A 13,073-nucleotide genomic window follows, 5' to 3' on the forward strand; every position below is an offset into this window, starting at 1 on the left:
CGACTACGCGTCCTCGTCGTCCTCGTCGTCCAGCCGGGCCAGCCAGGTCGCGAGGCGCTCGACCGGCACCTCGAAGTCGGGGTTGAGATCGACGAACGTACGCAGCTGCTCGGCGAGCCACTCGAAGGTGACCTCCTCCTCGCCGCGCCGCTTCTCCAGTTCCTCGATGCCACGGTCCGTGAAGTACATGGGGAAAGGATAGCGAGGCCCGGAGGTGCCCGGAACGCCGGAGACCCGGCCCCGCGACGAGCGCGGAACCGGGTCCCCGGAGGTGCTGCCGTGCGCTGGTCAGGCCTCGAAGACCTCGTTGACCAGCTGCGTCTGCTCCGCCTGGTGACGCTTGGCCGAGCCGACCGCCGGGGACGAGCCGTGCGGCCGCGAGATGCGGCGCAGGCGCTCGCCGTGCGGCACGTCCGCGCCGACGGCCAGGTCCAGGTGGTCGATCAGGTTGAGCGCGATGAACGGCCACGCACCCTGGTTGGCCGGCTCCTCCTGCGCCCAGAGGTACTTCTCGGCGTTCGGGTACTTGGCGATCTCGGCCTGGATCTCCGCACCCGGCAGCGGGTACAGGCGCTCCAGCCGGATGATCGCGGTCTCCGTGTCGCCGCGCTTCTCCCGCTCGGCGTCCAGGTCGTAGTAGAGCTTGCCCGCGCAGAAGACGACCTTGCGGACGTCCTCGGCCTTGACCGACGCGTCGCCGATCACCGGACGGAAGCCGCCGGTGGTGAACTCCTCGATCTTCGACGCCGCGGCCTTCAGACGCAGCATCGACTTCGGGGTGAAGACGATGAGCGGCTTGTGGTGCGGGTTGTGCACCTGCCAGCGCAGCAGGTGGAAGTAGTTCGACGGCAGGGTCGGCATGGCGACCGTCATGTTGTCCTGGGCGCACATCTGCAGGAAGCGCTCCGGGCGGGCGGAGCTGTGGTCCGGGCCCTGGCCCTCGTAGCCGTGCGGCAGCAGCAGCGTGACGCCGGAGGTCTGGGCCCACTTCTGCTCGGCCGAGGAGATGAACTCGTCCACGACGGTCTGGGCGCCGTTGACGAAGTCACCGAACTGGGCCTCCCAGATCACCAGCGACTCCGGGCGGGCCAGCGAGTAGCCGTACTCGAAGCCCATCGCCGCGTACTCGCTGAGCAGCGAGTCGTAGACGTTGTAGCGGGCCTGCTCCTCGGTGAGGTACAGCAGCGGGGTGTAGTCCTCGCCGGTGACCTGGTCCACCAGCACCGCGTGGCGCTGACCGAAGGTGCCCCGGCGGGTGTCCTGGCCGGCGAGCCGGACCGGCGTGCCCTCCATCAGCAGTGAACCGATGGCCAGGGTCTCGCCCATGCCCCAGTCGATCGTGCCGTTCTCTACCGAGGCCGCGCGACGCTGCATCTGCGGCATCAGGCGGGGGTGGACGGTGATCGACTCGGGGATGTTGACCTGGGACTCGGCGATCCGCTTGACGACCTCGGCGGTGACCGCGGTCTCCACGGTGACCGGGAACGCGGCCTGCGGCTCCGGGATGTGCGGGGCGGCCGGCTGCGAGGTGGCCTCGCGGACCTCGGCGAAGACCTTCTCCAGCTGACCCTGGAAGTCCTGGAGCGCCTGCTCCGCCTCTTCCAGCGTGATGTCGCCGCGACCGATGAGGGACTCGGTGTAGAGCTTGCGCACCGAGCGCTTCTTGTCGATCAGGGTGTACATCTGCGGGTTGGTGAACTCCGGGTTGTCGCCCTCGTTGTGACCGCGGCGGCGGTAGCAGATGAGGTCGATCACGACGTCCTTGTTGAACGCCTGCCGGAACTCGAAGGCGAGCCGGGCGACGCGGACCACGGCCTCCGGGTCGTCCCCGTTGACGTGGATGATCGGCGCCTCGATCATGCGCGCCACGTCGGTGGCGTACATCGAGGAACGCGAGGACTCCGGGGCGGCGGTGAAGCCGACCTGATTGTTGATCACCACGTGCACGGTGCCACCGGTGCGGTAGCCGCGCAGCTGCGACATGTTGAGCGTCTCGGCGACGACGCCCTGGCCGGCGAAGGCCGCGTCGCCGTGGAGCGCGATCGGCAGGACCGTGAAGTCCGTGCCGCCCTTGTTGATGATGTCCTGCTTGGCGCGGGCGATGCCCTCCAGGACCGGGTCGACCGCCTCCAGGTGCGAGGGGTTGGCGGCCAGCGAGACCTTGATCTGCTCACCGTCCAGACCGGTGAAGGTGCCCTCGGCGCCCAGGTGGTACTTGACGTCGCCGGAGCCGTGCATCGAGCGCGGGTCGAGGTTGCCCTCGAACTCGCGGAAGATCTGCGCGTACGACTTGCCGACGATGTTCGCCAGCACGTTGAGGCGGCCGCGGTGGGCCATCCCGATGACGACCTCGTCGAGGCGGGCCTCGGCAGCGGAGTCGATGACCGCGTCGAGCAGCGGGATGACGGACTCGCCGCCCTCCAGCGAGAACCGCTTCTGACCGACGTACTTGGTCTGCAGGAACGTCTCGAAGGCCTCCGCCGCGTTCAGCCGGCGCAGGATGCGCAGCTGCTCCTCGCGCTCGGGCTGCTGGGCGCGGGGCCGCTCCACCCGGTCCTGGAGCCACTTGCGCTGCTTCGGGTCCTGGATGTGCATGAACTCGATGCCGGTGGTGCGGCAGTACGACTCACGCAGCACGCCGAGGATGTCGCGGAGCTTCATCATCGACTTGCCTGCGAACCCGCCGACCGCGAAGTCCCGCTCCAGGTCCCACAGGGTGAGGCCGTGCTCGGTGATGTCGAGGTCGGGGTGCTTGCGCTGGCGGTACTCCAGCGGGTCGGTGTCGGCCATGACGTGGCCGCGGACCCGGTAGGAGTGGATCAGCTCGAAGACCCGCGCGGCCTTCGTCACGTCGCTGTCGTGCGACGCGTCGATGTCCGTGAGCCAGCGGACCGGCTCGTACGGGATGCGCAGGGCCTTGAAGATCTCGTCGTAGAAGTCGTTCTGACCGAGCAGCAGCTGGCTCAGCACCCGCAGGAACTCGCCGGATGCCGCGCCCTGGATGACCCGGTGGTCGTAGGTCGACGTCAGCGTCATGACCTTCGAGATGCCGAGCTTGTTCAGGGTGTCCTGGGAGGTGCCCTGGAACTCGGCCGGGTAGTCCATCGCGCCGACGCCCATGATGAGGCCCTGTCCGGGCATCAGGCGGGGCACCGAGTGGACGGTGCCGATCCCGCCGGGGTTGGTCAGCGAGGCGGTGACGCCGGAGAAGTCGTCCATACCGAGCTTGCCGATGCGGGCGCGCCGGACGATGTCCTCGTACGCCTGCCAGAACTCGAAGAAGTTGAGCGTCTCGGCCTTCTTGATGGCCGCGACGACCAGCTGACGGTCGCCGTTCGGCTTCACCAGGTCGATGGCGAGACCGAGGTTGACGTGCTCCGGCTTGACCAGGGTCGGCTTGCCGTCCTTCACCGCGAAGGAGTAGTTCATCGACGGCATGGCCTTGAGGGCCTGCACCATCGCGTACCCGATGAGGTGCGTGAAGGAGATCTTCCCGCCGCGGGCGCGCTTGAGGTGGTTGTTGATGACGATGCGGTTGTCGAAGAGCAGCTTCACCGGCACCGCGCGGACGGACGTGGCCGTCGGCAGCTCCAGCGAGGCGTTCATGTTCTTCGCCACGGCGGCCGAGGGGCCGCGCAGCGTCACGTACTCGGGTCCGACCGGGGCCTCGGTGGCCCCGTCCGCCTTGGCCTTCGCCGGGGCGGGCGCGGCTGCGGGCTTGGCCGCCACGGGCTTCGCCGGGGCCGGTGCGGCCTTGGCCTCGGCGGGCTTCGGCTCGGCGGGCTTCGGCTCGGCGGGCTTCGTCTCGGCCGGCGCGGCCTGGGCCGGGGCTGCCGGAGCAGCGGCGGCGGGCTTCGCCGGGGCCGGTGCGGCCTCGGCGTCGGCGCCGGCCGTCGGCGCGGCCTGCGCCGGAGCGGTGGCGGCCGGGACCTCGGTCGCCGCAGCCCCCGAGGCTGCGGCGCCGGGAGCGGGCTTGTCCGCCGTGCCGGAGGTACCCGGCTTGTAGTCGGCGAAGAAGTCCCACCAGGCGCGATCGACCGAACTGGGATCCTGGAGGTACTGCTGGTAGATCTCGTCGACGAGCCACTCATTCGCGCCGAACGCGGCGGCCGGGTTGGTGCCCGGGCTGGCTTGGTCGGTCGAGATGCTCGAGTTACTGGGGGACTGAGACGACACGGCGGCAACCGCCCTCTTCCGCTTCACAAGGTGATGGACAGCGGAAATCAAGGCTACGCCCCCCGAACCGTTCCTTGCAGACCGGGCCGGTGCTTCGTCGTGCACATCACATCGCAACGCGGGTTTCGGCGCAGGAAATGGCGGGAAACAAGCGAGGTTCCACTGCACTTCGGGTACGCGGGACCGTGGATACGATCAGCTGACCGTATCCCCTTGAGATCCTCTTCCAGGAGGACACGGAGAACGTACCCTTCCGGTTCGAACCCTATGTCAACCGCACCGTCAACCGCGTCGCTCGGTCAACCCCGGAAGGGTGACCTGGATGCGGCAACCCCGAGCGGATTCGGCCACTCCGATCCGGCCGCCGTGCAGATCCACCGCCCAGCGGGCGATGGCCAGCCCGAGCCCCGTCCCTCCGTCGCTGCCCGGACCGTGCGGTGAGGGGGCCTGGCCCCGGTTGAACCGCTCGAAGACCCGGTACCGCTCCGCCTCCGGGATGCCGGGACCCTCGTCGACGACCTCCAGCTCCAGCGACTCCGGGTGGGCCCCGCGCCGCGCCAGGACCGTCACCCGGCCGTGCGGCGGGCTGTGCTTGACCGCGTTGTCGATGAGGTTGGCCACCACCTGGTGCAGCCGCTCCGCGTCCGCGTGCGCGGTGAGCTCCGGCGGCGAGACGTCCAGATGCAGATGGACGTCCGTACGGGAGTGGTTGCCCGACCCCGACGACAGGCGCCGCTGGGACGCGGCGAGATTGGCTTCTTTCAATACGCCCGAGAGATACGGCCACACCTCGAAACGGCGCGCCTTGAGCGTCACCACCCCGTTGTCCAGCCGGGACAGGTCCAGCAGCGTCTCCACCAGCCGGCCGAGCCGCTCCGTCTGCTTCAGCGCCGTACGCATCGTCTCGGGGTCCGCGGCGGACACCCCGTCCACCACGTTCTCCAGCACGGCCCGCAGCGCCGCGATGGGCGTCCGCAGCTCGTGGGAGACGTTGGCGACCAGCTCCTTGCGGTGCCGGTCCTCCGCCTCCAGGTCGTCCGCCATGCGGTTGATCGTCTGGGCCAGGTCGCCCAGCTCGTCGCGCCGCCCGGCGCCGCTCACCCGGCGGGTGTAGTCGCCGTGCGAGATCGACCGGGCCACCGCCCTCATCTCGTCCAGCGGCGCGGTCAGACCGTGCGCCACGAACTGGGTGATCAGCAACGTGGCGATCACCGAGAACACGGTGATGAACTGGAACTCGGTCCGGGTCCGCAGGGCGACGATCAGCAGCCCCGTGGTGATGAACACCGAGACCACGACGAGCGTGCCGAGCTTGGCCTTGATGGAGAAGGGCCGCATCCCCGACCCTGGCCGGCTCATGGGGCCGGGGTCTCCAGGGCGTAGCCCACGCCGTGCACCGTACGGATCCGCTCGGCGCCGATCTTGCGGCGCAGCGCCTTGATGTGGCTGTCGACCGTACGGGTGCCCGAGGCGTCCGCCCAGTCCCAGACCTCGGCCAGCAGCTGCTCACGGGAGAGCACCGCGCGCGGGGTGTTGGCGAGGCACACCAGCAGGTCGAACTCGGTCGGCGTGAGGTGGACGTCCTCCGCGCGCACCCGCACCCGGCGCTGCGCGTGGTCGATCTCCAGCTCGCCGAGGCGCAGTATCCCGCTCCGCGGGGTGACGGCGGCCAGCGCGGCCCGCTCCACCCGGCGCAGCAGGACGTGCACCCGGGCGGCCAGCTCCCGCATGGAGAACGGCTTGGTCATGTAGTCGTCGGCGCCGACCCCGAGCCCGACCAGCATGTCGGTCTCGTCGTCGCGCGCGGTCAGCATCAGCACCGGCACCGGGCGCGTCGCCTGCACCCGGCGGCAGACCTCCAGGCCGTCGAAGCCGGGAAGCATGATGTCGAGCACCATCAGGTCGGGCTGCCAGGCCTCGGCCGCGTCCACGGCCGCGGGCCCGTCCAGTGCGGTCTGCACGAGGAAACCCTCCGCCCGCAACCGGGCGGCGATGGCGTCGACGATCGTGGCGTCGTCCTCGACCACCAGCACCCGGCGTTGAGCCCCTGGGGTGGCCGCGACGCCGTTGTGGGTGGTGTGTGTCTGTTCCATCGCCCCGCCCCTGCCCGTTCTCGCGGAGGCCAATCCCCGCGAGGCACGGTCTTCGCTCGTGGATTTCGTCGGTGATCCCTGTGTGCCGGTCAGCAGCGTAAAGGCTGTGGAGGGCCCACGGCTACGCAGGGTGTTGCCCCGGGGGGCGCGGGCGTATCCGGTGGGGCGACGGATCGTCTGCCTTGTGCCGGTTGACCCCGCTCGCCACCGGACCGCACCCGCCGGGAGGGGCCGGCCGACCCGTCAACGAGCCTTCGATGCGAGATGGACCACGTCGGGCACACCTCGGGCAACAGCCACTTCTTCCGTCCTAACCCCGCTGAACCCGGCATTCCACAGGGCCTGCTCGAAGGCCGGCGACGGCTGCGCGGACCAGACGGCGAGCACCCCGCCCGGGGTCAGCCGGTCATGGCAGTGGGCCAGCCCGGTGGGGGAGTAGAGGCTCCCGTTGTCGTCCGTGACGGTCCAGTCGGGCCCGTTGTCGATGTCCAGGCAGAGCGCGTCGTAACGCTCCGTGGCGGTACGGAGATGGGCGACCAGGTCCGCGTGCAGGACCTCGGTCCGGGGGTCGGCCAGCGCCGCCCCGGAGATCCGCTCCAGCGGCCCTGTCCGGTGCCAGTCGACGATCGCCTGCTCCCGCTCCACGACGACGATCCGCCCCCAGCGGTCCTCCTCGGCGGCCCGTACCAGCGAGAAACCCACACCGAGCCCGCCGATCAGCACGCGGGGGCCGGTCCGGTCGCCCGGCAGGGCGGCCAGAGCGGCGTCGATCAGCAGCCGCTCGGAGCGCCCGTCGGAGGTGTCCATCAGGAAGCAGCCGTTGGCGATGATCTCGAAGTGCTCCCCGCGCTCGCGCAGGACGACCTCGCCGAAAGGGCCTTCGCGGCGGTCCAGGGGGACGGGGGCCGGGGGAACCATGGCGCGGGAGAAGGTGTCGGGCTCCATGGCCCGGATTCTAGGAGAGGGACAGCACCCGGCCTCAGCCGTTAGCCGTTCCGGTGACGGTCACCGGTCCGGGTGCGCGCCGCGCAGGGCCAGGAGCGCCGCCCCCACCACGTACGCCGTCCCCGCCATCACCCAGGCCGCCGTCTGGGGCCCCGGCTGCGTCGGCCAGGGCGGCCGGGGCGGCCGGGGCGGTCCACGGGGCGGCGTGAGGCGATCACCCACAGCCACTACCGGGGCGCAACAGCTGCACACCCTCCCTGTCGACGGCCGGACGCCATGCGGTTCACCAGGCGGGGAGGGCGGCTCCGGGGAATAGCCGTTCCCCGCCGGACGCTCCCGTGGACAGGTGGATCGGGGTGGCGGCGGCCGGCTGATCGCTCACAGCGAACACCACTCGGGGAACAGTCGGCGGCTCAGCAGCATTGAGTCCACATAGCTCAACTTGCCTGCCGAAGGGGAGATCATGACTACCGAGTCCAAGGCGTTCACACCGATCGACCTGCCCGTGCTGCCGCTAGACGACGAGGTCGTCCTGCCCGGCATGGTGGTGCCGCTGGACCTGTCCGACACCGAGGTGCGCGCCGCCGTCGAGGCCGCGCAGGCCGCCGCCCGAGCCGGCGGCGGCAAGCCCGAGGTGCTGCTGGTGCCGCGGATCGACGGGACGTACACGGGGACCGGTGTCCTCGGGACCGTCGAGCAGGTCGGACGCCTTTCGGACGGCGACCCGGGGGCGCTCATCCGGGCCCGCGACCGGGTGCGCATCGGCGCCGGGACCAGTGGACCCGGGCGCGCGCTCTGGGTCGAGGGGACCGTCCTCGACACCGTGGTGCCCGACCCCCTGCCCGGTTCCGCCGTCGAGCTCGTCAAGGAGTACAAGGCGCTCGCCACCAGCTGGCTGAAGAAGCGCGGCGCCTGGCAGGTCGTGGACCGGGTCCAGCAGATAGACGACGTCTCCGCGCTCGCCGACAACTCCGGCTACTCACCGTTCCTCACCACCGCGCAGAAGGTCCAGCTCCTGGAGACCGTGGACCCGATCGCGCGGCTGAAGCTCGCCATCCAGTGGCTGGGCGAACACCTCGCCGAGCAGGATGTGGCCGAGTCCATCGCCAAGGACGTCCAGGAGGGCGTCGACAAGCAGCAGCGCGAGTTCCTGCTCCGCCGCCAGCTGGACGCCGTACGCAAGGAGCTCTCCGAACTCAACGGCGACCCGGAGGACGAGTCCGACGACTACCGGGCCCGCGTCGAGGCCGCCGACCTCCCCGAGCACGTCCGCACCGCCGCGCTCAAGGAGGTCGAGAAGCTGGAGCGCTCCAGCGACCAGTCGCCCGAGGGGTCCTGGATCCGGACCTGGCTGGACACCGTCCTCGAACTGCCGTGGACCGAGCGCACCGAGGACGCCTACGACATCCGCGGCGCCCAGGCGGTCCTGGACGCCGAGCACGCCGGGCTCGCCGACGTGAAGGAGCGCATCACCGAGTACCTGGCGGTGCGCAAGCGGCGCGCCGACCGGGGGCTGGGCGTGGTGGGCGGTCGCCGAGGCGGCGCGGTCCTCGCCCTCGTCGGGCCGCCCGGCGTCGGCAAGACCTCGCTCGGGGAGTCCGTCGCGCACGCCATGGGCCGTAAGTTCGTCCGCGTCGCGCTCGGCGGTGTCCGGGACGAGGCGGAGATCCGGGGCCACCGGCGTACGTACGTGGGTGCTCTCCCCGGCCGTATCGTGCGGGCGATCAAGGAGGCCGGTTCGATGAACCCGGTCGTCCTGCTCGACGAGATCGACAAGGTCGGCTCGGACTTCCGGGGCGACCCGGCCGCCGCCCTCCTCGAAGTCCTCGACCCCGCGCAGAACCACACCTTCCGTGACCACTACCTGGAGGTCGAGCTGGACCTCAGCGACGTCGTCTTCCTGGCCACCGCCAACGTGCTCGAAGCCATCCCCGAGGCCCTGCTCGACCGCATGGAGCTGGTCCGCCTCGACGGCTACACCGAGGACGAGAAGGTCGTCATCGCCCGGGACCACCTGCTCCCGCGCCAGTTGGAGCGGGCCGGTCTGGAGAAGGACGAGGTTGCCCTGGAGGAGTCGGCGCTGCGCAAGCTGGCCGGCGAGTACACCCGCGAGGCGGGCGTACGGAATCTGGAGCGGGCTGTCGCCCGGCTGCTCCGCAAGGTCGCGGCCCAGCACGAACTGGGCGACCGCGAGCTGCCGTTCACGGTGACCGACGCGGACCTGCGCTCCCTGATCGGGCGCCCGCACCACGTGCCCGAGTCCGCCCAGGACCCGGCCGAGCGCCGCACCGCGGTGCCGGGCGTGGCCACCGGGCTCGCGGTGACCGGGGCGGGCGGTGACGTCCTCTTCGTCGAGGCGTCGCTCGCCGACCCGGAGACCGGGGCGTCCGGACTGACCCTGACCGGCCAGCTCGGTGACGTCATGAAGGAGTCGGCCCAGATCGCGCTGAGCTTCCTGCGCTCGCACGGCGCGGAGCTGGAACTGCCGGTCGCCGACCTCAAGGACCGGGGCGTGCACATCCACTTCCCGGCGGGCGCGGTGCCCAAGGACGGCCCGAGCGCGGGCATCACCCTGACGACCGCCCTGGCCTCGCTGCTGTCCGGACGGCTGGTCCGTACGGATGTGGCGATGACCGGTGAGGTGTCGCTGACCGGGCGGGTGCTGCCGATCGGCGGTCTGAAGCAGAAGCTGCTGGCGGCCCACCGCGCGGGCATCACCACCGTGGTGATCCCCCAGCGCAACGAGGCCGACCTGGACGACGTCCCGGCCGAGGTGCTGGAGAAGCTGGACGTCCACCCGGTCACCGACGTCCGCCAGGTGCTGGAGATCGCCCTCACCCCGGCTTCGGCCCGGGCGCAGGAGAGGATCCCGGCCGCGGCCTGACCGCCACGCAGTGACGGGCGCGGTATCAGGTACGTGGCCGGTACGGACGGCCCGCTTCCCGAGTCAACGGGGGCGGGCCGTTCCGCAAGCACCGGCATCACGGCGCTCAGGGGCGGTAGATCGTGCCCGGCACCGGCTCGGCGGGAGCCATCAGCTCCGGGACGGTCACGAAGGTGTAGCCGTCCTTCTGGAGCGCGTCGACGATCCCCGGCACGGCGGGCACGGTGCCCGGGTAGATGTCGTGCAGCAGGATGATGCCGTCCTTGCTCGCCTGGTCCACGATCCGCTTCGTGATCAGCGCCGAGTCGTTCGTCGAGTAGTCCTTGGCGGTGGCGCTCCACAACACCTGCGAGAGCCCCAGGTCCTTGGATATCTCGGAGACCTTGTCGTCGGTGCGGCCCTGCGGTGGGCGCATCAGCCGGGGCTTCTGGCCGGTGACCTTCTCGATCGCCACCTGGGTCTTCTCCAGCTCGGCCCGTATCTCGTCCGGCTCCCGGTCGGTGAGGACCTGGTGCGTCCAGGTGTGGTTGGCCACCTCGTGGCCTTCTTCCTTGATGCGCCGCACGGTCTGCGGGTGCTTGAGGACGTGGTGCTTGCCCAGCAGGAAGAAGGTGGCGTGGACCTTCTTCTCCCTCAGGATGTCCAGCAGCTCCGGGGTGTCCTTGCCCGGCCCGGCGTCGAACGTGAGCGCGATGCACTTCGCCTTGCGGCAGTCCGCCCGCCCGAAGGAACCCTTGGCGTCGGAGGCCGCGTCCTGCCGCGCCGAGCCCGGCGCCGTCGTCTCCATCGAGCAGCCGTTAAGGGTCAGTGTGAGCGCCGTCACCAGGGCGGCGGCCAACCCGCCGCCGAGCAAGGTCGTCTTCTTGGGCACGGGCACACCACTCCTCTGCGCGGAAATCTCCGCACAGGTGTGCGGTACGCCCCGGACTATACATAGCGCGTATACATGGAGTTCATAGCGGGGTGCGAAGCGCCGTTGATCACGGCGGAGGAGTGACACGAGGGCCGACCCGGCCGGATGAAACGGGGCCGTGTCACACCGTCTGCCGTGTCACCGCGCACCGCCGCCTTCCGCATTCTCCTGCTGCGCCTTCCGGGAGCGGGGAACGATCAGGCGGTCGCGGTGAGGGCTGCGCGTGCCGCGCTGAGGATCTCTTCGGAGAAGGGGGAGTCCTGGGCGGCGCCGCGCTTCCCGGAGCCGATCGCTGAGGACCGCCTCCGACAGGCCGATGTGACGGCGGAAGTCCTCGAAGCGGCGGACCCTGTTGCAGGCGTCACGCAGGATCCGCAGGCCGGCCGACTGCCCGCGCCCCCGGTCGGCGCCACGCTGGGCTTCACCTTGCCGGAGGTGGAGAAGGGGCGAGTGGTTTTCTCTGCGCGCCGCCGACGAGCGGACCGGCCCACGCCTGCGAAATACTGGCCGAGCTGCGGCGTTGACCAGCTGCGGCGGAAACTTTCATCGGCAGGAACCGTACGAGGGGTACTGACGTGCAGGGGAGCGAGAGCGCGCGGGAACCGGCCGCGGCTGCCGGAACGGGCGTGGACCACGAATTCCTGGCGCTGGAGCGCGAGCTGGCGGTCTTCCTGCGCCGGGCGCGGGCCAGCTCGGGCGAGATGGCCCGCGAGGTCCACCCCGAACTGGAGCCCGCCGCCTACGGCTTGCTCGTCCGCCTGGAGTCGGCGGGCCGGCAGCGGGCCACCGAGCTGGCGGCCTACTTCGGCGTCGGCAAGGCCACCATGAGCCGTCAGCTTCGGGCCCTGGAGACTCTCGGGCTGGTCGCCCGCGAACCCGACCCGGCGGACGGCCGCGCCTGGCTCGTCCGGCTGACCGACGAGGGCCTCGTCCGCTTCCGCAGCGTCCGTGACGCCCGGCGCGGGCGGTACGTCCGCAAGCTGGCGGGCTGGGACCGGGCCGAGGTGGCGGAGCTGGCCCGGCTGCTGCACCAGCTGAACGCCCGCGCGGAGGACTGAACTCGCTGCCGCACCGGCTGAACGTCCGGGCGGAGGACTGAAACCGCCGCCGCACCGGCTGAACGCCCGCGCGGAGGTGCTGAACCCACTTCGGCGCGGGCGTACAGCTCAACGCGGCGCGGGCCTCACAGCTCCACGAAGACCGCCGTCGCGTCGTCGTGCGTCTTACCGCGACGCAGCCGTACGCGCCCGGCGGCCGCGTCGGCCTCCTCCAGCCCCCGTACCCGGTCGATCAGCCCCTGCGGCCCCGCCGTGCGCAGCAGCTCCAGCGCGGCCGTCCAGTCGCCCTCCTGGAACAGGTCCCTCCAGCGGCTCGCCCCGTCCGTCAGCGCGGCCAGCGACCGGACCCCGGCGGCCGGGACGCTGCCGGTCACCGCGCGTGCGGACACCGCGGGGTCGGCGGCGGCCGTGAAGAAGCCGCCCTCCCTGTTCCGCAACCGGGTGTCGACGACCGCCGCCGAGGAGAGCGACCCCGGCGGCAGCCGGTCGAGCCGGTCGTCGAGCACCGCCCGGACCGTGCCGTCCGGGGCCTCCAGCAGGAGCGCCGAGTCGGAGAGCACCAGGTACTCGACCGCGTGCGCGCTCCAACGCGCCAGGGCCACGGTCGCCTGAGGCGTACGTACGTGAGAAAGGTCACAGGTGATCCGGTGGGCATCGGCGGTGCGCCGGATGGACGCCGACAGGATCTCGGCCAGGCCCATATCTCGCCGTGAACCCGACAGTTCCACCAGCGCGCCGCCCAGCCGGTCGGTGAACCAGGGGACGGAGTGCACACAACCGTCGTCCCCCGCGGGCGGGGTGACGCCGTCGAGCACCACCAGCACTCCCCCCTGGCCGGGCGTGGGCAGGACGGCGGATGCCCAGTCCTCGTTGGGGCGTTCGGGGCCGCCGGGGACGGTGGCGAGTTCGAGACGCATGGCGCCAGTCTGCACGAGCCCTCCACGGAGGCCGCACGGAAGCGGATTCCGGCCGTACCAGCAGGTCAACGCGGGCCCGCCACGCGG

At 71.1% G+C, this 13,073-nt stretch carries 9 protein-coding genes and 1 pseudogene; 2 read left to right on the forward strand and 8 right to left on the reverse strand.

What is annotated here, in order from left to right:
* Positions 1 to 3 precede the first annotated feature (3 nt).
* The 5 genes from ACIQAK_RS08135 to ACIQAK_RS08155 all read right to left on the reverse strand — a co-directional run bounded on the left by ACIQAK_RS08135 (position 4) and on the right by ACIQAK_RS08155 (position 7,214).
* On the reverse strand, positions 4 to 189 hold the full coding sequence (locus tag ACIQAK_RS08135; protein ID WP_003966321.1) for a DUF6104 family protein: 186 nt from the start codon (positions 187 to 189) through the stop codon (positions 4 to 6).
* A gap of 99 nt (positions 190 to 288) precedes the next feature.
* Positions 289 to 4,176 carry a multifunctional oxoglutarate decarboxylase/oxoglutarate dehydrogenase thiamine pyrophosphate-binding subunit/dihydrolipoyllysine-residue succinyltransferase subunit gene (locus ACIQAK_RS08140; protein ID WP_366387449.1) on the reverse strand — a complete coding sequence of 1,296 codons (3,888 nt, stop codon included), beginning with the start codon at positions 4,174 to 4,176 and terminating at the stop codon, positions 289 to 291.
* 282 nt (positions 4,177 to 4,458) lie between these two features.
* The gene (locus tag ACIQAK_RS08145; RefSeq protein WP_366387450.1) at positions 4,459 to 5,535 is read right to left on the reverse strand and encodes a HAMP domain-containing sensor histidine kinase; all 1,077 of its coding nucleotides are present in this window, start codon (positions 5,533 to 5,535) and stop codon (positions 4,459 to 4,461) included.
* Positions 5,532 to 6,269: a response regulator transcription factor gene (locus ACIQAK_RS08150; protein WP_018509977.1), complete on the reverse strand. Its 738-nt coding sequence runs from the start codon at positions 6,267 to 6,269 to the stop codon at positions 5,532 to 5,534. Before ACIQAK_RS08150 ends, ACIQAK_RS08145 begins: the two co-directional genes overlap by 4 nt.
* 243 nt (positions 6,270 to 6,512) lie before the next feature.
* Positions 6,513 to 7,214, reverse strand: a complete 702-nt coding sequence (locus tag ACIQAK_RS08155; protein ID WP_366387451.1) for a spermidine synthase — start codon at positions 7,212 to 7,214, stop codon at positions 6,513 to 6,515.
* A gap of 463 nt (positions 7,215 to 7,677) precedes the next feature.
* Here ACIQAK_RS08155 and lon point away from each other — a divergent pair, with 463 nt between their 5' ends.
* Complete coding sequence (lon, locus tag ACIQAK_RS08160; RefSeq protein ID WP_366387452.1) at positions 7,678 to 10,098, forward strand: endopeptidase La; 2,421 nt, start codon at positions 7,678 to 7,680, stop codon at positions 10,096 to 10,098.
* Between the two features lie 106 nt (positions 10,099 to 10,204).
* On the opposite strand, the gene ACIQAK_RS08165 is transcribed toward lon, so the two are convergent.
* Positions 10,205 to 10,969 (reverse strand): polysaccharide deacetylase family protein, encoded by a 765-nt coding sequence (locus ACIQAK_RS08165; RefSeq protein WP_366387453.1) that lies wholly within the window; start codon positions 10,967 to 10,969, stop codon positions 10,205 to 10,207.
* Positions 10,970 to 11,286: 317 nt separating this feature from the next.
* Positions 11,287 to 11,389: pseudogene (locus ACIQAK_RS08170) on the reverse strand (transcriptional regulator); the annotation flags it as partial.
* A 197-nt stretch (positions 11,390 to 11,586) separates the two neighbouring features.
* Here ACIQAK_RS08170 and ACIQAK_RS08175 point away from each other — a divergent pair.
* Positions 11,587 to 12,069 (forward strand): MarR family transcriptional regulator, encoded by a 483-nt coding sequence (locus ACIQAK_RS08175; protein ID WP_366387454.1) that lies wholly within the window; start codon positions 11,587 to 11,589, stop codon positions 12,067 to 12,069.
* Between the two features lie 125 nt (positions 12,070 to 12,194).
* Here ACIQAK_RS08175 and ACIQAK_RS08180 read toward each other — a convergent pair whose 3' ends face one another.
* Positions 12,195 to 12,986 carry a hypothetical protein gene (locus ACIQAK_RS08180; RefSeq protein ID WP_366387455.1) on the reverse strand — a complete coding sequence of 264 codons (792 nt, stop codon included), beginning with the start codon at positions 12,984 to 12,986 and terminating at the stop codon, positions 12,195 to 12,197.
* Between the last annotated feature and the right edge of the window lie 87 nt (positions 12,987 to 13,073).

The organism is Streptomyces sp. NPDC088706, from assembly GCF_044752765.1.
GTDB lineage: Bacteria > Actinomycetota > Actinomycetes > Streptomycetales > Streptomycetaceae > Streptomyces.

What these genes read in the sequence shown, in the direction of transcription:
- ACIQAK_RS08145 (WP_366387450.1), bottom strand. Translation starts at nt 5,535, where the DNA reads ATGAGCCGGCCAGGGTCGGGGATGCGGCCCTTCTCCATCAAGGCCAAG.
- ACIQAK_RS08180 (WP_366387455.1), bottom strand. Translation starts at nt 12,986, where the DNA reads ATGCGTCTCGAACTCGCCACCGTCCCCGGCGGCCCCGAACGCCCCAAC.
- lon (WP_366387452.1), top strand. Translation starts at nt 7,678, where the DNA reads ATGACTACCGAGTCCAAGGCGTTCACACCGATCGACCTGCCCGTGCTG.
- ACIQAK_RS08155 (WP_366387451.1), bottom strand. Translation starts at nt 7,214, where the DNA reads ATGGAGCCCGACACCTTCTCCCGCGCCATGGTTCCCCCGGCCCCCGTC.
- ACIQAK_RS08150 (WP_018509977.1), bottom strand. Translation starts at nt 6,269, where the DNA reads ATGGAACAGACACACACCACCCACAACGGCGTCGCGGCCACCCCAGGG.
- ACIQAK_RS08135 (WP_003966321.1), bottom strand. Translation starts at nt 189, where the DNA reads ATGTACTTCACGGACCGTGGCATCGAGGAACTGGAGAAGCGGCGCGGC.